Annotated in this window: 18 protein-coding genes, 1 pseudogene and 1 riboswitch; of the genes and pseudogenes, 7 read left to right on the plus strand and 12 right to left on the minus strand. The window is 73.8% G+C overall.

Annotation, left to right across the window (positions count from 1 at the left end):
* Positions 1 to 209: 209 nt before the first annotated feature.
* The 3 genes and pseudogenes from cobC to ACFW9D_RS30540 form a co-directional block, all read right to left on the minus strand.
* Entirely contained in the window at positions 210 to 1,298 is a 1,089-nt protein-coding gene (gene cobC, locus ACFW9D_RS30530; RefSeq protein ID WP_384627232.1) for an Rv2231c family pyridoxal phosphate-dependent protein CobC, read from the minus strand.
* A gap of 123 nt (positions 1,299 to 1,421) precedes the next feature.
* Positions 1,422 to 1,643, minus strand: a pseudogene (locus ACFW9D_RS30535) (hypothetical protein); the annotation flags it as partial.
* 39 nt (positions 1,644 to 1,682) lie between these two features.
* Entirely contained in the window at positions 1,683 to 2,063 is a 381-nt protein-coding gene (locus ACFW9D_RS30540) for a cobalamin biosynthesis protein (RefSeq protein ID WP_384627203.1), read from the minus strand.
* A 60-nt stretch (positions 2,064 to 2,123) separates the two neighbouring features.
* Between ACFW9D_RS30540 and ACFW9D_RS30545 the strand changes: the two genes are divergently transcribed.
* Positions 2,124 to 2,855 carry a ZIP family metal transporter gene (locus tag ACFW9D_RS30545; RefSeq protein WP_188339645.1) on the plus strand — a complete coding sequence of 244 codons (732 nt, stop codon included), beginning with the start codon at positions 2,124 to 2,126 and terminating at the stop codon, positions 2,853 to 2,855.
* A gap of 2 nt (positions 2,856 to 2,857) precedes the next feature.
* Here the strand turns inward: ACFW9D_RS30545 and ACFW9D_RS30550 are convergent, their stop codons facing one another.
* From ACFW9D_RS30550 to ACFW9D_RS30585, 8 genes are all read right to left on the minus strand, one after another.
* A complete protein-coding gene (locus ACFW9D_RS30550) occupies positions 2,858 to 4,228 on the minus strand; it encodes a cobyrinate a,c-diamide synthase (RefSeq protein WP_384627233.1) in 1,371 nt (456 codons plus the stop codon).
* Positions 4,225 to 4,824, minus strand: coding sequence for a cob(I)yrinic acid a,c-diamide adenosyltransferase (gene cobO, locus ACFW9D_RS30555; protein ID WP_188339646.1), 600 nt, complete (start codon positions 4,822 to 4,824; stop codon positions 4,225 to 4,227). Before cobO ends, ACFW9D_RS30550 begins: the two co-directional genes overlap by 4 nt.
* Positions 4,824 to 6,887 (minus strand): putative cobaltochelatase, encoded by a 2,064-nt coding sequence (locus ACFW9D_RS30560; protein ID WP_384627206.1) that lies wholly within the window; start codon positions 6,885 to 6,887, stop codon positions 4,824 to 4,826. Before ACFW9D_RS30560 ends, cobO begins: the two co-directional genes overlap by 1 nt.
* Before the next feature lie 154 nt (positions 6,888 to 7,041).
* Positions 7,042 to 8,562, minus strand: a complete 1,521-nt coding sequence (locus ACFW9D_RS30565) for a cobyric acid synthase (RefSeq protein ID WP_384627209.1) — start codon at positions 8,560 to 8,562, stop codon at positions 7,042 to 7,044.
* Positions 8,559 to 9,515, minus strand: a complete 957-nt coding sequence (locus ACFW9D_RS30570; protein WP_384627212.1) for a cobalamin biosynthesis protein — start codon at positions 9,513 to 9,515, stop codon at positions 8,559 to 8,561. Before ACFW9D_RS30570 ends, ACFW9D_RS30565 begins: the two co-directional genes overlap by 4 nt.
* A gap of 38 nt (positions 9,516 to 9,553) precedes the next feature.
* Positions 9,554 to 9,697: riboswitch (cobalamin riboswitch) on the minus strand.
* A 108-nt stretch (positions 9,698 to 9,805) separates the two neighbouring features.
* Entirely contained in the window at positions 9,806 to 10,027 is a 222-nt protein-coding gene (locus tag ACFW9D_RS30575) for a hypothetical protein (RefSeq protein ID WP_188339650.1), read from the minus strand.
* A 16-nt stretch (positions 10,028 to 10,043) separates the two neighbouring features.
* A complete protein-coding gene (locus ACFW9D_RS30580; RefSeq protein ID WP_384627215.1) occupies positions 10,044 to 11,309 on the minus strand; it encodes an anion permease in 1,266 nt (421 codons plus the stop codon).
* A 203-nt stretch (positions 11,310 to 11,512) separates the two neighbouring features.
* A complete protein-coding gene (locus tag ACFW9D_RS30585; RefSeq protein ID WP_384627218.1) occupies positions 11,513 to 12,259 on the minus strand; it encodes a lysozyme in 747 nt (248 codons plus the stop codon).
* Between the two features lie 125 nt (positions 12,260 to 12,384).
* Between ACFW9D_RS30585 and ACFW9D_RS30590 the strand changes: the two genes are divergently transcribed.
* The 3 genes from ACFW9D_RS30590 (at position 12,385) to ACFW9D_RS30600 (ending at position 15,861) form a co-directional block, all read left to right on the plus strand.
* The gene (locus ACFW9D_RS30590; RefSeq protein WP_384627221.1) at positions 12,385 to 13,047 is read left to right on the plus strand and encodes a class II aldolase/adducin family protein; all 663 of its coding nucleotides are present in this window, start codon (positions 12,385 to 12,387) and stop codon (positions 13,045 to 13,047) included.
* A gap of 194 nt (positions 13,048 to 13,241) precedes the next feature.
* A complete protein-coding gene (locus tag ACFW9D_RS30595) occupies positions 13,242 to 14,378 on the plus strand; it encodes an alpha/beta hydrolase (protein ID WP_384627223.1) in 1,137 nt (378 codons plus the stop codon).
* A gap of 76 nt (positions 14,379 to 14,454) precedes the next feature.
* Positions 14,455 to 15,861, plus strand: coding sequence for a hypothetical protein (locus ACFW9D_RS30600; protein ID WP_188339655.1), 1,407 nt, complete (start codon positions 14,455 to 14,457; stop codon positions 15,859 to 15,861).
* A 13-nt stretch (positions 15,862 to 15,874) separates the two neighbouring features.
* Here the strand turns inward: ACFW9D_RS30600 and ACFW9D_RS30605 are convergent, their stop codons facing one another.
* Positions 15,875 to 16,762 (minus strand): neutral zinc metallopeptidase, encoded by an 888-nt coding sequence (locus ACFW9D_RS30605; RefSeq protein WP_188339656.1) that lies wholly within the window; start codon positions 16,760 to 16,762, stop codon positions 15,875 to 15,877.
* A 273-nt stretch (positions 16,763 to 17,035) separates the two neighbouring features.
* On the opposite strand from ACFW9D_RS30605, the gene ACFW9D_RS30610 reads away from it, so the two are divergent.
* From ACFW9D_RS30610 to ACFW9D_RS30620, 3 genes are all read left to right on the plus strand, one after another.
* Entirely contained in the window at positions 17,036 to 18,634 is a 1,599-nt protein-coding gene (locus ACFW9D_RS30610; protein ID WP_384627227.1) for an ABC-F family ATP-binding cassette domain-containing protein, read from the plus strand.
* A gap of 372 nt (positions 18,635 to 19,006) precedes the next feature.
* Complete coding sequence (locus ACFW9D_RS30615; protein ID WP_262928315.1) at positions 19,007 to 19,228, plus strand: helix-turn-helix domain-containing protein; 222 nt, start codon at positions 19,007 to 19,009, stop codon at positions 19,226 to 19,228.
* Between the two features lie 148 nt (positions 19,229 to 19,376).
* Positions 19,377 to 20,168 (plus strand): enoyl-CoA hydratase/isomerase family protein, encoded by a 792-nt coding sequence (locus ACFW9D_RS30620; protein WP_384627230.1) that lies wholly within the window; start codon positions 19,377 to 19,379, stop codon positions 20,166 to 20,168.
* The last annotated feature ends 99 nt before the right edge of the window (positions 20,169 to 20,267 follow it).

Below are 20,267 nucleotides of genomic sequence, written 5' to 3' on the forward strand. Positions count from 1 at the left end.
GGGCACCTGGGCCATCGCCCGCTCCACCCAGTGGGCCGGGGACCTCTCGGTCCAGCCCCGCGCCCCTGAAATGCAGACGCTTCGCGTCGCATTTCCCCGATGGGGCACCGCCCCGATGGAGGTGGCGCACGAAGTGCGCATCTCCAGGGGCGCGGGGAACTGCGCGACCAGCCCCCACCGGGCCGCACCCGGCGACGAGACCGGCGGAGCTACGGCGCGAGGATCCGGCTCAAGGCGGAGACAAGGGTGTCGGACGTGGCCCGGTCCCGCACCGCCACCCGGATCCAGTCCTCCCCGAGCCCGGGAAACGTGTCACCCCGCCGCACCGCGATCCCCACCTCCCGCAGCGCCCCCCGAACCGCGGCAGCGCCCGGCACCCGGACCAGCAGGAACGGCCCCTCCGCCGGCCCCACCACGGACACCCCGAACCCGGCCAACTCCCGCAACCGCCCGACGAGATGCTCCCGGTCCCCGGCGACGGCCAGCGCGGCGGCCCCCGCTTCGGCGACCCCCCGATCGGACACGCAGCCCAGCGCGGCGACCAGCGCCGGCGACGACACCGGCCACAAGGGCTGCGCCCGCTCCAGCTCCGCCACGATCTCCGGCGCCGCCACGACGTACCCGATCCGCAGTCCCGCCAGCCCCCACGTCTTCGTCAGGCTCCGCAGCACCACGAGGCCGGGCACATCCGTGCGGCCCGCCAGCGCCTCCCGCTCACCCGGCACCGCGTCCATGAACGCCTCGTCCACCACGAGGACCCGCCCGGGACGGGCCAGCGCGGCGAGCACCCCGGCCGGATGCAGCACGGACGTCGGATTGGTCGGGTTGCCGACGACGACCAGATCCGCGTCCTCGGGCACGAGTGACGGGTCGAGCCGGAACCCGTCCTCCTCCCGCAGTAGCACCCGCCGCACCACGTGCCCCGCGTCCTCCAGCGCCGCCTCCGGCTCGGTGAACTGCGGATGCACGACCACCGGCCGCCGCACCCGCAGCGCCCGCGCGAGCAGCACGAACGCCTCCGCCGCACCGGCCGTCAGCAGCACCCGCTCCACGGGCACCCCGTGCAGCCGTGCCACAGCGGCCCGCGCCGCCCGCCCGTCCGGATACGCGGCGAGCCCCTCCAGGGCCGCACCGATCCGCTCCCGCAGCCACACCGGCGGCGTCCCGGTCCGCACGTTCACCGCGAGATCCGTCAGCTTCTCCCCGTCGTCCCGCACCTCCGCGTCCCCGTGATGCCGCAGATCGGGCCCGGCCCCGACGGCGACGCCGGCGGAGTCCGGGACGCGGGTCACCGCCACCTCCGGGTGGGCCGCGGCCCAGTCCGCCACCCGCTCCCCGAACTCCTCCCCGGGCAGCGGCTCGTACGGCAGGACGGCGATGTGCCGGGCGCCGAGCGTCCTCGCGCGGTCGAGCGCCGACGGGATCGTGGGGGCGGCGCCCGCACCGAACGCCAAGGCCACCTCCTCGTATCCGCCGTGGTCCCACAACAGGCGGGCGCACGCGGCGAGTTCGGCGCGCGCCAAGGGTTCCGCCGCGCCGTCGCCCACGAGCAGCACCGTCACCTCGGCCCGGGCCGCACCGTCCAGGACGTCGTCGAGCCGCCGCGCGAGAGCGGCGAGCAGGGCGGGGGAGGGGGTCTGCACGGCGGGCTCCTTGAGAGGGAGAGGAGAAGAGGGAGTCGGTCAGTCGGCCTGGACGGCCACGGCGCAGGTCACGCGGCCGGGGCCGCCGCCGGGGCCGCGCGACGCCCGTTTCGGTACGAGCAGCACGCCGCCCCCGGCCAGCGCGGCGGCCTCCGCGACCGACGGCGTGCCCGTCGCGGTACGGACCCGCGCCGAAGGGTGCGGCACCGCGACCGCCGCGAGGCGCTCCGCGTCGTAGGTCTCCAGCGGAACGCCCAGCGCCTCGGCGGCCCCCAGCAGGCCCGGTTCGCGCCCCTTGGCCGCCACGGTGGCCAGCGCCCGCACCCGCTCCGGTGGCACGCCCGCCTCCGCGAGCACCGCCCCGACCAGCGCCAGGACCTCGTCCGCCGGGGCTCCGGAACGGGCCCCGACCCCCACCACGACACGGCCGGAGCCACCCCGGATGTGCGGCGCGGGGGTCGGATGGGTTAGCAAAGGCGCATGGCGGTGTTCGTGGCGCTCGGCGCCTTTCTCATGACCCTGGTCGGCGGCTGGACCGCGCAACGGGTCACCGACCGGCGCCACCTGGTGCTCGGTCTCGCGGGTGGACTCATGCTCGGCGTGGTCGGACTCGACCTGCTGCCCGAGGCCCTGGAGGCACTGGGCGACGACGTGTTCGGCGTGCCGGCGGCCCTGCTCCTGTTCGTCGGCGGCTTCCTCGCCGCGCACGTCCTGGAGCACCTCCTCGCCCACCGGCAGGCGGCCCACGGCGCCGAGGAGGACGGTCACGCCCGGGCCCCCGAGGTCGGACTCACCGCCGCGTCCGCGATGGTCGGGCACAGCCTGATGGACGGCATGGCCATCGGCGCCGCCTTCCAGATCGGCGGCGGCATGGGGCTCGCCGTCGCGCTCGCCGTCATCGCCCACGACTTCGCGGACGGCTTCAACACGTACACGATCACCAGCCTGTACGGGAACGCCCGCCGCAAGGCCGTCATGATGCTGTTCGCCGACGCGTTCGCGCCGGTCGTGGGCGCCGCGTCCACGCTCCTGTTCACCATTCCGGAGCAACTGCTCGGCGGCTATCTCGGCTTCTTCGGCGGCGTCCTGCTCTACCTCGCGGCCGCCGAGATCCTCCCCGAGGCCCACCACGAGCACCCCGCGCGCTCCACCCTGCTGTGCACGGCGCTGGGCGCGGGGTTCATCTGGCTCGTGGTCGGCCTCGCGGGCTGACCTCACGGCGTCGCGCACCGCTCGACCAGGCGCCGCGCGACCTCCGGGCGGCCCGCCCAGTGCGTGTGCAGATAGCTGGCGTGCACGCCGCCCTGTACGAAGCCCTCGACCCGGGGCTGCGGCAGCCGCATGCCCCACGCGGGCGCGGGCCCCGCGCCCGGCTCCAGGACGGTGCGGTGGAACTCGTGGCCGCGCATCCGAGCCCCGGCCGGGGCCAGCACGCTGTCCGACACGGCGACCGCGTCCCGGTAGCCCAGGGTCAGGCGCGGGGACATCCGGGCATGCGCGTCCAGGACACCGCACATCGGCTTGTCGTCGAGGGAGCGGGACAGGTAGAGCAGGCCCGCGCACTCGGCGACCACGGGGGCGCCGGACGCGGCCAGCTCCGCCACGGCCTTGCGGAGCCGCTCGTTCGCGGAGAGCTCCGGGGCGTAGACCTCCGGAAAGCCGCCGCCGATGACGAGGCCGGCGGTGCCCTCCGGGAGGGACTCGTCGTGGAGCGGGTCGAAGGGGGTGACCTCGGCGCCGGCCGCCGCGAGGATTTCCGTGTGCTCGGCGTAGGAGAAGGTGAACGCCGCGCCCGCCGCCACGGCCACGACCGGCCTTCCCGCCGTCGTGGTGGCTCGCTCATCCGGGTCGGCCGCGCTCCACGCCTCCGTCGACAGCGGCGGGGCCGACCGTGCCAGGGCCAGCAGGCCCTCCAGGTCGCAGCCCTCCCGCACCATCGCCGCCGACGCCCGTACGGAATCGACCGCCTCCGCACTGCGTTCCGCTACCGGGACCAGGCCCAGATGACGGGACGGCGTGGCGACCTGCGGGGTGCGGCGCAGGGCGCCGTAGACCGGGACGCCGACCTCCTCCAGGGCCTCCCGCAGCAGCGCCTCGTGCCGGTCCGAACCAACCTTGTTCAAGATCACGCCCGCGAGCCTGACCTGCGGGTCGAAGGACGCGAAGCCGTGCACCAGCGCCGCCACCGAACGCGACTGCGACGACGCGTCGACCACCAGCACGACCGGCGCCTTCAGCAGCTTCGCGACGTGCGCCGTCGACGCCAGCTCGCCCTCGCCGGACACACCGTCGAACAGGCCCATCACGCCTTCCACGACGGCCAGTTCACAGCCGCGCGCCCCGTGCGCGAACAGCGGCGCGACCAGCTCGGGCCCGCACATGTACGCGTCGAGGTTGCGGCCCGGGCGGCCGGTCGCGAGCGCGTGATAGCCCGGGTCGATGTAGTCGGGCCCCACCTTGTGCGGGGACACGGCCAGGCCCCGCTCCGCGAACGCCGCCATCAGACCGGTCGCGACCGTCGTCTTGCCGGTCCCGGACGCGGGCGCCGCGACGACGAGCCGCGGAACCGAGACGGAGGTCGTCACCACTCGATGCCCCGCTGGCCCTTCTGACCCGTGTCCATCGGGTGCTTCACCTTCGACATGTCCGTCACCAGGTCCGCGAACTCCACCAGCTTCTCCGGCGCGTTGCGGCCCGTGATCACGACGTGCTGGGTGCCCGGACGGTCACGCAGCACCTGCACGACCTCGTCCACGTCGATCCAGCCCCAGTGCAGCGGATACGCGAACTCGTCGAGCACGTACAGCTTGTACGTCTCGGCGGCCAGGTCCCGCTTGACCTGCTCCCAGCCCTCGCGGGCCTTCTCCTCGTTGTCGGCCTGGCTGTCGCGCTGGACCCAGGACCAGCCCTCGCCCATCTTGTGCCAGTCGACGGTGCCGCCCTCACCGGAGGCGCCCAGCACCTTCAGCGCGTTCTCCTCGCCGACCTTCCACTTCGCCGACTTGACGAACTGGAACACCCCGATCGGCCAGCCCTGGTTCCAGGCCCGCAGCGCGAGCCCGAACGCGGCCGTCGACTTGCCCTTGCCGACCCCCGTGTGCACGAACACCAGCGGCCGGTTGCGCCGCTGACGCGTCGTCAGCCCGTCGTCCGGCACCACACTCGGCTGTCCCTGCGGCATTACGCGGCCCTCCTGATGCTGTTGATCCCCTGAGTTCCCTGTACGTCCTTGACCAGCCCGGCGATCGAGTCCGCCCGCAGCTCGTCCAGCGTCACGGCCGTCCCGCCGAGCCGCGTCGCCAACTGCCCGGCCAGCCCGAGCCGCACCATGCCGCTCTCGCAGTCCACGACCACCGACGCCGTGCCCTCCGCCGCGTGCAGCCCGGCCGCGCGCTCCGCGAGCCGCACCGGCTCCGGACCGCCCGTCGCCCGGCCGTCCGTCACCACGACCATCAGCGGGCGCCGCGCCGGATCCCGCAGCCGCTCCACGCGCAGCACCTCGTGCGCCTTCAGCAGCCCGGCGGCCAGCGGAGTGCGCCCGCCGGTCGGCAGCGACTCCAGGCGGGTCGCCGCCGCGTCCACGCTCGACGTCGGCGGCAGCGCCACCTCCGCGCCCGTGCCCCGGAACGTCACCAGGCCCACCTTGTCCCGGCGCTGGTACGCGTCGAGCAGCAGCGACAGCACCGCGCCCTTCACCGCGCCCATGCGCTGCCGCGCCGCCATCGACCCGGACGCGTCCACGACGAACAGCACGAGGTTGCCCTCGCGGCCCTCGCGCGTCGCCTGCCGCAGATCGTCCCGGCGCACCACGAGGCCCGTACCGCTGCGCCCGCGCGCCCGCTGGTGCGGCGCCGCCGCCTGCACGGTCGCCGCGAGGTGCAGCTTCGTCAGCGCTCCGCGCGGCCGCGTCGACCCCGTCGTGCGGCCGTGCTCGGTCCGGGCCCGCGAGCGCCGCCCCGCGGCCCCGTCACCCAGGCCCGGCACGCTCAGCATCTTCGTACGGAACGGCTCGCCGGCGCTCACCGCGCGCTGCTCCCGCCCGGCCCCCGCCGGCACCTGGGCGTCGCCCGGCTCCTCTGACTCCCCGGTCCGCGGGGCCTGCTCGGGCGTCTCCCGCCGCTGTCCCGCCTCCGGTCCGCCGGCCTGCGGCGGCACTCCGCCCCCGCCGCCGTCCGGGCCCCCGCCGTCGGGGCCGTCACCGTCACCGTCGGGCTCCGGGTCCGGGTCGTCCTGCGGGCCGAACTCCTCCAGCGTCTCGTCCAGCTTGTCCTCGTCGAGGCCCGGAGCGTCGAAGGGGTTGCGGCGCCTGCGGTGCGGCAGCGCCAGCAGCGCCGCCTGCCGCACGTCCTCCGCGAGCACCTCCGTGCGCCCCGCCCACGCGGCCAGCGCCGTCGCGGTCCGGGCCATCACGATGTCGGCCCGCATGCCGTCCACCTCGAACGCGGCGCAGGTCGCGGCGATCTGCGTCAACGCCTGGTCGCCGAGCCGCACCTGGGGCAGCAGCGCACGGGCCGCGGCGATCCGCGCCCGCACGTCGGCCTCCTCGCCGGCCCAGCGCGCGACGAAACCCTCGGGGTCGTCGTCGTAGGCGAGGCGCCGCTTGACGACCTCGACGCGCTGCTCCGGCTCCCGGGACGCGGCGACTTCCACGGTCAGCCCGAACCGGTCGAGCAACTGCGGCCGCAGCTCGCCCTCTTCGGGGTTCATCGTCCCGACGAGCAGGAAGCGCGCGGCGTGCCGTACGGAGACACCCTCGCGCTCGACGTAGGAGGCGCCCATCGCGGCGGCGTCGAGCAGCAGGTCCACGAGGTGGTCGTGCAGGAGGTTGACCTCGTCGACGTACAGGATGCCGCGGTGCGCGTCCGCGAGCAGGCCCGGCTCGAAGGCCTTCACGCCCTCGGCGAGCGCCCGCTCGATGTCGAGCGCGCCGACGAGCCGGTCCTCGGAGGCCCCGACCGGCAACTCGACCATCCGCGCGGGACGTTCGGTCCCGGCCGCGTCGGCGTGCGGCCCGTCGGGGCACTGCGGATCGGGCGCCGCCGGGTCGCAGGAGAACCGGCAGCCGGAGACCACCGGGACATCCGGCATCAGCGCCGAGAGCGCCCGCACGGCGGTCGACTTGGCGGTTCCCTTCTCGCCCCGCACGAGCACACCGCCGACGGCGGGCGACACGGCGTTCAGCAGCAGGGCCAGCCGCAGGTCGTCCTGCCCGACGACAGCGCTGAACGGATACGGGTTGCTCATCGGATGAACTCCTCCGGGTAGATGCGCCCCGGCAGGGGCGCGGGGAACGGCGCGAGCAACCACGCACGGTCCGCACGTACGGCCAAGCCCATGGGGGTCCCGGGGCGAAGCCCCCGGGGCCGGGACGGGAAGGGGCGGCGGGGGCGACTTCCCATCACGGCGCCCCCGGCGGCACGAACGGCAACCCCGCGGGAGCGCCCCCCTCGATCAGCCGCCACAACGCGTCGGTGTCGGCGTGCCGCTCGATCAGATCCCCGAGCCGGTCCAGCTGCTCCTCGCGCAGCGCCGCGAACGACGTGTCAGGTGCCGGGACGAACCGCCGGCCCGAAGCCGCCGCGACCTCCCGCAGGAACGCCCGCCGGAACCCGTCCGACTCCAGGGACCCGTGCCAGTGCGTCCCCCACACGGCCCCCACCCGGCACCCGTCCAGGAACGCCTCGCCGCCGAGCACGTCCGCGACCCCGTGATGGATCTCGTACCCCTCGACGGGCTCGCCCAGGGCCTGCCCCACGGGACGGGCCAGCGTCTTCTCCCGCGCGAAGCGCACCCGCACCGGGAGGAGCCCGAGCCCTTCCACGACCCCGGCCCGCGACTCGACCTCGTCCTCGATCCGCTCCCCGAGCACCTGGAACCCGCCGCAGATGCCGAGCACCGGCCGCCCCTCGGCGACCCGCCGGGCCAGCGCGTCGGCGAGCCCGCGCTCGCGCAGCCACTCCAGGGCCTTCACGGTGCCGCGCGTGCCCGGGACGACCACCAGATCGGCGTCGACGAGCTCCTCGGCCCGGTCCACGAACCGCACGACGACGCCCGGCTCCGCCGCCAGCGCGTCGACGTCGGTGAAGTTCGACATGAGGGGCACCGCGCACACCGCGACCCGCAGCACGTCCTCGCCGACCGGCGGCGCCACGACGGATTCGCGCACCGTGCCGCGCAGCGACACCCGCAGCCCGTCCTCCTCGTCGATACCGAGCCCGTGCTGGTACGGCAGGACGCCGTACGTGGGCCGGCCCGTCAGCGATTCGAGCATGTCGAGGCCGGGTTCGAGCAGGGTGACGTCGCCGCGGAACTTGTTCACCAGGTATCCGGCGAGCAGCTCCTGGTCCTCGGGCGCGAGCAGCGCCGTCGTGCCGAAGAACGACGCGAAGACGCCCCCGCGGTCGATGTCACCGACGACGAGGACCGGCAGCCGGGCGGCGCGCGCGATGCCCATGTTCACGATGTCGGTGCGGCGCAGGTTGATCTCGGCGGGGGAGCCCGCCCCTTCACAGATCACGGCGTCATGACTGCCCCGGAGTTCCTCCAGGCATCCCACCACCGTGTCCAGCAGGGCCGCCTGCCGCCCTCCGTGGTAGCCGCGCGCGCTCAGCTCGCCGACCGGCTTGCCCATCAGGACGACCTGGCTGCTGCGGTCGCTGCCGGGCTTCAGGAGCACCGGGTTCATCAGCGCGCTCGGCTCGGCCTTCGCGGCCTGCGCCTGCATGGCCTGCGCCCGCCCGATCTCGGCGCCCTCGCGCGTCACGAACGAGTTGAGGGACATGTTCTGCCCCTTGAACGGCGCGACCTTCACGCCCTGCCGCACCAGCCACCGGCAGATCCCGGCGGTGACCACGCTCTTCCCGGCGTCCGAGGTCGTGCCCGCGACCAGCAGGCCGCCGCCCCTCCTCGCGCCCGTCATCGACGGCCCCACAGCAACCGCGCGCCCACACAGACTCCCAACGCCGAAAGACTCACGCGCCGCGACAACCGCACGGCCCGTTCCACATCACGTACGTGCACGGGCCGACCCCGCTCGTTGAGGACCGGCCGGTGCTCGACCCGCCCGGCGTACGACAGCGTGCCGCCGAGACGCACCCCGAGCGCGCCCGCGAACGAGGCCTCCACGACGCCCGCGTTCGGGCTCGGATGGCGCTCCGCGTCGGACCGCCAGGCGCGCACCGCGTCCCGGGGCCGGCCGCCGGTCAGCACCGCGAGGGCGCCCGTCAGCCGGGCGCCGGGCCAGCCGGCGACGTCGTCGAGCCGGGCCGAGGCCCAGCCGAAGCGCCGGTAGCGGGGCGACTTGTGACCGACCATCGCGTCCAGCGTGTTCACCGCGCGGAAGGCGAGCAGCCCGGGGACCCCGGCGGCGGCGCCCCACACCAGGGCGCCCACGACCGCGTCGGAGGTGTTCTCGGCGACCGACTCGACGACGCCGCGCGCGATGCCGTCGGCGTCCAGACCCTCGGGGTCGCGCCCGCACAGCCGGGGCAGCAGCTCCCGGGCCAGCTCCACGTCCCCCGCCTCCAGGGCGGATCCCACGGCCCGCGCCTCACGGCCCAGCGAGGTGCCGCCGACCACGGCCCAGGTCGCGGCGGCGGTCAGCGCGACGGAGGCGGCGGGGGAGCGGCGTACGGCACGGGCGGCGAGCGCGCCCAGGGCGGCGGCGCCACCGGCGCACACGGCCGTGTGCAGGGCGCCCCGGCCGCGGTCGTCCCGCCACAGCACGCGCTCGACGGCTCCCGCGGCGCGGCCGAAGCCGGCGACGGGGTGCCCGCGGCGCGGATCGCCGACCAGGAGGTCGCTGAAGATACCCAGGGCGGCGCCGTACGCGAAGACGCGCTCGGCCCGCCGTGCGCCGCGCGGGGCGAACATGGCGGTAGTTGTCCTCACTCAGGGTGTCCACGCCCTGGTTCGAAGAGACCGGCAGCGTGAGTTCCTGGCTCGCCCTCCGGGGGAGGGCTGACAGTGGCGGGACCGCGCCGGATTCGCACCGGCTTCCTCTGCTGCTGCCGTATATGGCGAGGGAAGTGCACCACGCTCCGCGAACGCACGTCAACTTGCTGTTGACCTGCGGCGGGTGAGTGTGGCCAGGTCCACAACACGTCGGCGGGGTGGCGACGCGGATGCGTCCCCACCCCGCCGAGGGAGTGCTGCGACCGTGGTCAGGCCACGATCAGAAAGATCCCGTACGCGACCGCCGCCGTGCACAGTGCGAAGCACAGGTAGGCGCCGGAGACGGCGAGTGTCGCCGAACCGCCCGCGCGCGTCGCCGACTCCTTCTTGGAGAGGCCGACGATGCCGAGGGTGAACAGGCCCACCAGGGCCACCGTCACCACGAGGCTGACGCCGAACACGGAGCCGAGGGCCGCCCAGTCGATCTTCATAGCTGGTCCTGCTTCCTTACAGCGTGGCGCCGGCGGGGCGCGCGGGGTCGGCCACGGAAGCGGCCGCGGCGGGGACGGGGGTCTCCTCGACGGCCACCGGACCGGCCGGCGGCGGCGTGACCGCGGCGATCGCGGTCGTGACGACACCGGCGGGCTCCTCGGCGGGGGCCTCGGTGCCGATCTCGTCGGCCGTCACGTTGTGGTGGTCGACCGAGTTGCGGCGGGACAGCGCCCAGATGACCGAGGCGCCGCCGATGAGCAGCGCGGCCGTCAGGCCGATGCCCCAGGGGCCCTGCTGGGTGAGGAACTCGGCGCCCGCGCCGACCAGACCGGCCGCCGGCAGGGTCAGACCCCACGCGACGAACATCCGGGTGGCGGTCGACCAGCGGACGACACCGCCCTTGCGGCCGAGGCCCGAGCCCATGACGGCGCCGGAGCAGACCTGGGTCGTGGAGAGCGAGAAGCCGATGTGCGAGGACGCGAGGATCGCCGTCGCGGCGCTGGTCTGCGCGGCGAAGCCCTGCTGCGGGGCCAGGTCGGTGAGGCCCTTGCCCATGGTGCGGATGATGCGCCAGCCGCCCAGGTAGGTGCCCATCGCGATGGCCAGACCGGCCGAGACGATGACCCACAGCGGCGGGTCGGCGTCCGGCGCGAGCACACCGCCGGTGATCAGGGCGAGCGTGATGATGCCCATCGTCTTCTGCGCGTCGTTCGTGCCGTGCGCGAGGGAGACGAGGCCGGCCGAGGCGATCTGCCCGGCGCGGTAGCCCTTGGCGGTGGCCTTCTCGTCGGTCTTCTTGCTGATGCGGTAGGTCAGGCGCGTGGCGAGCATCGCGGCGAGGCCGGCGACGAGCGGCGCGGCGACCGCGGGCAGCAGCACCTTGGTGACGACGGTGCCGCCGTTGACCGACGACCAGCCCATCGACATGACGGCGGCGCCGATGAGGCCGCCGAACAGGGCGTGCGAGGAGCTGGAGGGCAGGCCGACCAGCCAGGTCAGCAGATTCCAGAGGATGGCGCCCACCAGCGCCGCGAAGATGACCTCTGTCTTGAGGCCGTCCTCGTTGATGATGCCGCCGGAGATCGTTTTAGCGACTTCGACGGAGAGGAACGCTCCGACGAGGTTCAGCACGGCGGACATGGCCACCGCCGTCTTCGGCTTGAGGGCGCCTGTCGAGATGGTCGTCGCCATCGCGTTGGCGGTGTCGTGGAAACCGTTGGTGAAGTCAAAGACCAGTGCGGTAACGATCACGATCGCTAGGAGCAGCGTGATGTGTTCCATTTACCCAGGCTTCGGTTGGACGTCAGTGGCTCGTTGAACGTAGGGAAGTCGGGTGAACGGAAGATGAACTGGGCGGGGCTGAGCGGTGTCCCGATCCGGAGTGCCGCCGCTCCCTTTGGTGCGAGGCGGCGGCCGTGGTTCCGGATCACCCCCGCGAAAGCCCCGGAATTCCGGGTTCCGCGGGACTTTCGGCCCGGGTCGGACTACCCCCGGGCGAACCGCTCGAGCTGGGCCTGCGACCCGTTGAAGAGATTCTGATCACCCGGCAGGCCGCCCTTGTTGGCGTACTGCCAGAACGTCCAGTACGACCAGCCGCGCGGCAGCGGCCCGGCGGTCCGCGCGTAGTGGGCCAGCCACAGCGCGTGATTCCCGGCGAAGGCCCCGCTGTTGCCGGTGCACTTCTTCCACCACGTGTAGTTGGTGTAGATCACCGGACGCCGCCCGGTCCGGCGCAGCACCTCGTCGCTGAACGAGTCGATCCAGGACACCAGCTTCGCCCTGCTCATGCCGTAGCACTTCTTCTTCGCGCTGTACGGGTTGTACTCGATGTCGAGCGCGGGCGGCAGTGTCCGCCCGTCCCGGGTCCACCCGCCGCCGTTGCGTACGAAATACGCGGCCTGGGTGCGGCCGGACGACCTGTCCGGCAGCGCGAAGTGGTACGCGCCGCGGATGATGCCCCGGTCGCGGGCGCCGTTGTACTGCTGGGCGAAGTAGGGGTTGCGGTAGTTCGTCGACTCGGTCGCCTTCACGTAGACGAACCGCGCGCCCTTGCTCCTCGCCCTGTCCCAGTTCACGTTCTTCTGGTGCGAGGAGACGTCGTGCCCCTTGGGCTTGCCCGCCGCCTGGGCCGGCAGCTCCGCGAGCGCGCTGCCCGCGAGGGTCAGGGCGGCCGCGGAGGCCGCTGCCGCGACCCGGGCGCGACGACGGGACGGTGTGTGGTCACGGGCCATGTTTCCCCCCGGAAGCCAGTAGTCGTAGGGATGAGAAATATGCACATATGGGATGTGTCGGACCGGGGATCTCGGGCCCGGCCCGGCGCGTTTCCCGCCGTTCGGGTGCCTGGCAGGATGCGCGCATGGGTGAACTCGAACAGGCGTGGGTCGAGCTGGTGGCGACCGCGCGCAGGACCGTGACCGACGGCCTCGTCGTCGGCACCTCCGGCAACGTGTCGGTGCGGGTCGGGGACGGCGACGACGCCCTCGTGCTCGTCACCCCGAGCGGCGTCCCCTACGACCGGCTCACTCCCGGCGACCTGCTCGCCGTCGACCTCACCGGGCGCACCCGGCACGGCACCCTCGTCCCCACGAGTGAGCTGCCGCTCCACCTCGCCCTGTACCGGGACACCGGCGCGCGCGCCGTCGTGCACACCCACGCCGTGCACGCCACCGCCGTCTCCACGCTCGTCCCCGAGCTGCCGGCGATCCACTACATGACGATGGCCCTCGGCGGCCCGGTCCGGGTCGCGCCCTACGCGACGTACGGGTCGGAGTCGCTGGCCGCGAACATGCTGGCGGCGATCGAGGGGCGCACGGGGTGCCTGTTGCAGAACCACGGGACCGTGGCGTACGGGGACTCGCTCGACGCGGCCTATGACCGGACGGCCCAGCTGGAGTGGATGTGCCGGGTCTGGCTCGTCGCCCGCTCCGTGCCGGGCCTGAGCCCCTCCCTTCTGAGCGCGGCCCAGCTGGACGAGGTCGCGGAGCGGTTGGCGCGGTACGGGCAGCGCCGTGAGCCCTGAGCCCTTCATCGGGGAGATGCCACCCGAAGGGTGTGCATCTCAGGGGCGCGGGGCTGTGTCGATATGCGGCTCCGCCGCGTGGGCGCGAGAACCCCCACCGGGCGGCACCCGGCGACGGACGGTCGGAGCTACGGCGGGTCACCCGGATCGCCGCCCCACTGGCCGCGGGGCCCGACCGCTAAGACACTGGACGGGTGCGCACCGCCAGAGCGACGGCCGCGGCCGTCACCACCGTGACCGGAGTCCTCGCCGCCTCGATCGCCTCGATCGCCGCGGGCCGGCTCGCCAGCGACGCCGCGCTGAAGGCACGCGCCGGACGCCCGCTGCCCACCGAACCCCGGCTCACCGTCCACGCGGTCGCCGCGGGCCACGTCACCCTGACCCGCGACCTCGCCTCCCTGCGCCCGGGCACGTACGGGCTCGCCGGTGACGGCTACCACGCGGTCGTCGGGCCCGTCGTCGAATCTGTGCCGCACCCCGCCGACACGGTCGTGCGCCGGCTCGAACGGGTCACCCACGGCGCCCTCGAACCCGGCGCGCACGCCTGGCTCACGCCCCAGGTCCACATCGGCGACCCCGCCTCCGCCCTCGGCCTCGAGCACGCCGACGTCGACGTCCCCGGCGAACTCGGCGCCCTGCCCGCCTGGTTCCTGCCCGGCCCGCGCGACACCTGGGTCATCACCGTGCACGGCCTCGGCACCACCCGCGAACACCCCATGAACGTCATGGGGTTCCTGCACCGCCAGCGCTTCCCTGTGCTCGACCTCGCCTACCGCGGCGACCTCGGCGCCCCCCGCTCCCCGGACGGCCTGCACCACCTCGGCGAGACCGAGTGGCGCGACCTCGACGCCGCGATCCGCTACGCCGTCCGCTTCGGCGCCCGCCGCGTCATCGTGCACGGCTGGTCCACCGGCGCCGCCATGGCCCTGCACGCCGCGGGCCACTGCGCCCTGCGCGAGCGCATCGCCGGCCTGGTCCTCGACTCCCCGGTGCTCAGCTGGGAGGCCACCCTGCGGGCCCTGGCCCGAGCCCACCGCACCCCGCGCACCCTGCTCCCGCTCGCCGTCCGCGCCGCCCAGGGCCGCACCGGCCTGCACGCCGACCGGCTCGCCGAGGCCGCCGACCCGCAGAACCTGAAGGTGCCCACCCTGGTCGTGCACGGCCCCGGCGACGAGGTCGCCCCCTGGACCCTGTCCCGGCGCCTGGCCGCCGCCCGGCCCGAGCTCGTCACCCTGCACACCGTCGACGACGCCCCGCACAACGCGATGTGGAACGCCGACCCGGCCACGTACGAAGAGACCCTGCGACGCTTCCTCACGCCCCTCATGTAGCCGCGCGAACCGGGGGCCGGGTGCCGAACACAGGCCCGCGTTTGGGAAATCGCCGGGTCACGGGGAGACTGCTCCAGTGACGTCCCGTACCCCGCGCGACTCCCGGCTCCGACTTGTCCGCCCCCGCCGCCAGCCGCTGGCGCCCCCTGCCCCGCGTGCCGCGACCCGCCGCACCGCCCCACGCCCCCCGGAGGGCACCCCGCCCCCGGCCGAGCTGGCCCGCACCGCCCGCGAGGGCCTCGCCGGCGCGGTCCGGGTGGCGCGCTGGGCCGACGCCGCCCTGAGCCCCGGCAGCGCCATGGGCGCCCGCGACGGCAAGGGCACCCTCTCCGACGCCACCGCGCGGCGCGCCGCCGACGACCTCGGCCTCACCGTGCGCCAGGTCCGGGCCGACTGGGACACCGCCCGCCTCGCCGGACTCGTCGAGGTGCACGGCGACAGCGCACGCCCCGGCTGGCGGCTGCGCGCCTGGGACCGCGACGACACCGCCGTGCTGCGCGGCTGGGTCGCCCTCTTCGACGCCTGGTCGCTGGTCCACCCCGCGCCCGGCGCCCTGGAGGCGGCCGCGGTCGCCGAGGCCGTCGAGGCCATGCCCCAGCTGCTGTCCTTCCTCCAGCTGATGGCGGGACCCGTCGCCACCGAGCAGCTCCTCGACCTGCTCGGCCAGCGTGTCACCGAGCTGCGCACCGAACGCTGCGAGATCCCCTACGGCCCCCACCTGGAGGCCGACGGACCGGGCGGCCCCGGCACGGCCGAGGACACCCCGCTCCTGCCGCTCCTGGACTGGGCGCTCAGCGGCCTCGCCGCCGTGGGAGCGCTCACCTACGCCGACGGCCACGCCACCCTCACCCCGCTCGGCAGTTGGGCGGTCTGGGTCCGGCTCGAGCAGATCTGCGTGGCCGCCCAGTCACCCGCCGGGAACATCGAGGTCGCCGCCGAGGACATGCTGCGCGGCTGTGCCCGGCTGCGCCCCAAGGCGGCCCGCGACGAGTACCGGGCCTGGCTCGCCGCACGCGACATCGGCAACGCTGTCACCGAGCTCCTGGACGCCGCCCGCGGCGAGGACGCCCTGCTGCGCGGGCTCGCCTTCGAGGCGCTGCGCGTCGTCGGCGCCCCGGCCGAGCCCGAGGTCCGCAAGGCGGCCGACGACCCCGGCCTGCGCGCCTACGCCCGGCTGTGGCTCGCCGAGCACGAGGGCGCCGACCCCGAGGACGTGCACACCGTGCTCACCCGCGAGGAGGCCACCTGGCTGTGGGTCGACACCGCCGCGGCCGTCGCCGACCACGGCGAGGCCCCGCTCCTGGTCCGGCACCTGGAGTCCGCGGTCCAGCCCACCGTGCCCGCGCTCATCGACGAGGTCCGCGCCGTCGGCCACCCGCGCACCGTGCAGGTCCTGGTCGCCCTCGCGGCCGCGCACCCCGACCCGGCGCTCGCCAAGGCCGTCCGCCGGGCCGCCTTCCAGGTCCACACCGGCGGAGCCTGACCGCCGGCAGGGCTCACCGGAAGGTGTTGCACTGCGCCATGTCGCCGCTCTCGTAGCCCTGGTAGAACCACTGCCGGCGCTGCTGGGACGAGCCGTGCGTCCACGACTCGGGCGTCACCCGGCCCTGGAACTTCTCCTGGATGCGGTCGTCGCCCACCGCGGCGGCCGCGTCGAGGCCGTCGCGGATGTCGGCGTCCGTCAGGCTCGTGATCAGCGGCCGGCCGGTGGACTCGTCCGGCGTCCTCGTGGCGTGCCGGGCCCACACCCCCGCGTAGCAGTCGGCCTGGAGCTCGACCTTCACCGCGTTGCTGTTCTGGCCGGTACGCCCGTCCTGCGCCCGCTGCAGCGTGCCCATCAGGTTCTGCACGTGGTGCCCGTACTCGTGCGCCACCACGTAGGCCTGCGCGAACGGGCCGCCGCTCGCCCCGAACTTCGAGCGCAGCTCCTCGAAGAAGCCGAGGTCGAGATAGACCTTCCGGTCGCCGGGGCAGTAGAAGGGCCCGACCGCCGAGGACGCCCGGCCGCAGGCCGTCGACACCTGGTTCGTGAAGAGCACCGTGGAGGCGGGGGAGTACCGGCCCTGGCGGCGCTGGAACTCGCCGGTCCAGTAGTCCTGGAGGCTGTTGACCACCGCGACGGTCCGGCAGTCCTGCTGCGTGTTCGCGTCCTCGCCCGTACGGCAGTGCTGCTCCACCTGCGCCGCGCTCGACACCGACGTCGCAGGGGTGCCGGAGCCGTCCGACGAGAGGCCGAACTCGTTCGTGCCGAAGAACAGCCCGAGCAGCAGGGCGATCAGCCCGGCGAAACCGCCGCCGACCGTCGCCTTCCCGCCGGGGATCCGGCTGCCCCGCACGTCCTGGACCTCCGAGGTGTCCAGCCGCGCGTCGTCGTCGAACTGCATGCGCCACCGCCTGGGTCGTGTCTTCGCCGAGGGGCGGGACCGGGAGTCCGTGCCGCCGTTCCTCATCCTCGGGCGCGCGGCCGCGCCGGGCCCGGTCCGTGGGCCGAACGGGGGATGCGCCCAGGTCGGACGGGGCGGGCGGCGGCCCGGCAAAAGCGTTTGCATCCCACCGTTAAACTGTCTCGTATGACGTTTCTTCTCTGGGTGCATTAGCGGCGCCGACCGGCCCTCGCCCTGTCAATCCGCTGTTGATCCATTCCTGGAGACCCACTCGTGATCACCGCCTCCGGCATCGAACTGCGCGCCGGCGCCCGCATCCTCATCGAGAACGCCAGCTTCCGTGTCGCCAAGGGCGACCGCATCGGCCTGGTCGGCCGCAACGGGGCGGGCAAGACCACCCTCACCAAGTGCCTGGCCGGCGAGGGCATCCCGGCCGGCGGCACCATCAGCCGCTCCGGTGAGGTCGGCTACCTGCCGCAGGACCCGCGCACCGGCGACCTCGACGTCCTGGCCCGCGACCGCATCCTGTCCGCCCGCGGCCTCGACGTCCTGATGCGCAAGATGCGGGAGAACGAGCAGCGGATCGCGACCGGCACCGGCGCCACCCAGGCCAAGGCCCTGCGCCAGTACGAGCGCCAGGAGACCGAGTTCCTCACCAAGGGCGGGTACGCCGCCGAGGCCGAGGCCGCCACGATCGCCGCCGCGCTCAACCTCCCGGACCGTGTGCTCGGTCAGCCCCTGCACACCCTCTCCGGTGGTCAGCGCCGCCGCATCGAGCTGGCCCGCATCCTGTTCTCGGACGCGGACACCCTGCTGCTCGACGAGCCGACCAACCACCTCGACGCCGACTCCATCATCTGGCTGCGGGACTACCTGAAGACGTACAGCGGCGGCTTCATCGTGATCTCCCACGACGTCGACCTCGTCGAGACGGTCGTCAACAAGGTCTTCTACCTGGACGCCAACCGCTCCACGATCGACGTCTACAACATGGGCTGGAAGCTCTACCAGCAGCAGCGCGAGGCCGACGAGAAGCGCCGCAAGCGCGAGCGTCAGAACGCGGAGAAGAAGGCCGCGACGCTGAACGCGCAGGCCGACAAGATGCGTGCCAAGGCGACCAAGACCGTCGCCGCGCAGAACATGTCCAAGCGCGCCGACAAGCTCCTCGCCGGTCTCGAGGAGGTCCGCCAGTCCGACAAGGTCGCCAAGCTGCGCTTCCCCGAGCCCTCGCCGTGCGGCAAGACGCCGCTCATGGCCGAGGGACTGTCGAAGTCGTACGGCTCCCTGGAGATCTTCACCGACGTCGACCTGGCCATCGACAAGGGCTCCCGCGTCGTCATCCTCGGCCTCAACGGCGCGGGCAAGACGACCCTGCTCAAGCTCCTCGGCGGCGCCGAGAAGCCCGACACCGGCCAGGTCATCGAGGGCCACGGCCTCAAGCTCGGCTACTACGCGCAGGAGCACGAGACCCTCGACCCGGAGCGCACGGTCCTGGAGAACATGCGCTCCGCCGCCCCCGACCTCGACCTGGTCCAGGTGCGCAAGACGCTCGGCTCGTTCCTGTTCTCCGGCGACGACGTCGACAAGCCGGCCGGAGTCCTCTCCGGCGGCGAGAAGACCCGACTGGCCCTGGCCACCCTCGTCGTCTCCTCGGCCAACGTGCTGCTCCTCGACGAGCCGACGAACAACCTGGACCCGGCCAGCCGCGAGGAGATCCTCGGCGCGCTGCGCACCTACAAGGGCGCGGTCGTCCTCGTCACGCACGACGAGGGCGCCGTCGACGCCCTCCAGCCGGAGCGGATCATCCTGCTGCCGGACGGCATCGAGGACCTGTGGGGCCAGGGCTACGCGGACCTCGTCGCCCTCGCCTGAGGCGACGGCACGGACACCGTGCGTCAGCACGGCTTGATCGAAAGAATGATCCACTCCGTATGGATCATTCGGCCGAGCCGTGATCCTTCATCTGAGTGAGACCGCCTCGTACCGCGGTGTGTCCGTGGCGCTCCGAGCGGCCCTGGGGGCCGTAGAACCCTTGCGGCGCCTGGGGAGTCACTGACCTGCCGGTTCTTTCGCGCGGACCGTTCCGGGCGCCGCGCGAGTCCGGCGGAACCCCTGATTCCACTCGTGTGGATCCCCGTACGGCTCCCCATCGGCCGCCTACAGACCTTGTCGAATGGGTGGCCAGGAAGCCCAAGAGGGGTGATCATGGGAATTCCAGAGCGCACTTCCCATGAGGAGGCACGGGTGGCCGAGACTCTGAAGAAGGGCAGCCGGGTGACCGGCGCCGCGCGCGACAAGCTCGCGGCAGACCTGAAGAAAAAGTACGACTCCGGTGCGAGCATCCGAGCGCTGGCCGAGGAGACCGGCCGCTCGTATGGCTTCGTGCACCGGATGCTGAGCGAGTCCGGGGTCGCGCTGCGAGGTCGCGGCGGGGCCACGCGAGGAAAGAAGGCCGCGGCGAGCTGACGCGTTTCGCTCAGCTCTCCGTTCCGACTCGTTCGGTTCACCGGCTCCGTCGGTGACCACCCGGTCGGTCGGCTGGCCGACCGGGTGGTTACTGTGCAGTCACTTACGCTTCGCGCGTGCTCACGACTGCGCAGACCCGGAGGTCCCGATGACCAAGACCGCACCCCTGCTCGACAAGGACGGCGTCCAGCTCATCGTCGACGACACGATCGCCACGGTGACGCTGACCAACCCGGACAAGCGCAACGCCCAGAGTCCCGCGCTGTGGCGGGCGTTGGCCGAGGCCGGGCGTTCCCTGCCGGGTTCCGTGCGGGTGGTCGTGCTGCGCGGTGAGGGCAAGTCCTTCTCCGCCGGCCTGGACCGTCAGGCGTTCACGCCCGAGGGGTTCGACGGCGAGCCGTCCTTCATCGACCTGGCCCGCGGCGGCGAGGAGTTGCTCGACTCCACCATCGCCGAGTACCAGGACGCTTTCACCTGGCTGCGCCGCGGCGACATCCTCTCCGTGGCCGCGGTCCAGGGACACGCGATCGGCGCGGGCTTCCAGCTCGCGCTCTCGTGCGACCTGCGCGTCGTCGCCGACGACGTGCAGTTCTCCATGCGGGAGACCAGCCTCGGGCTCGTTCCCGACCTCACCGGCACGCATCCGCTCGTCGGCCTGGTCGGATACGCCCGCGCGCTGGAGATCTGCGTGACCGGGCGCTACGTCCACGCCGACGAGGCCGTGCGCAGCGGCCTCGCCAACGTCGCCGTGCCCGGTGACCAGCTCGAGGACGCCACGCGTGACCTCGTCGCCGCGCTCGTCGCCGCGCCCCGCGACGCCGTCATCGAGACCAAGGTGCTCCTCCAGGGCGCCGCCGGTCGCACCCTCGACGAGCAGCGCGTCGCCGAGCGCGCCGCGCAGGGCCGCCGGCTGCGCGACCTGGCGGGCCTCGGCGACTGATCTCCGCTGCCGGCGGAGCCGCGGTCAGTCCGCGCTCTCCGTCACCAGCACCGCGACCGTCGGGCGGTCCGGGAGCGCCGCCGTCACGGCCTCCCGGAC

The sequence above is a fragment of the Streptomyces sp. NPDC059524 genome, from assembly GCF_042749255.1.
Lineage (GTDB): Bacteria > Actinomycetota > Actinomycetes > Streptomycetales > Streptomycetaceae > Streptomyces > Streptomyces xanthii.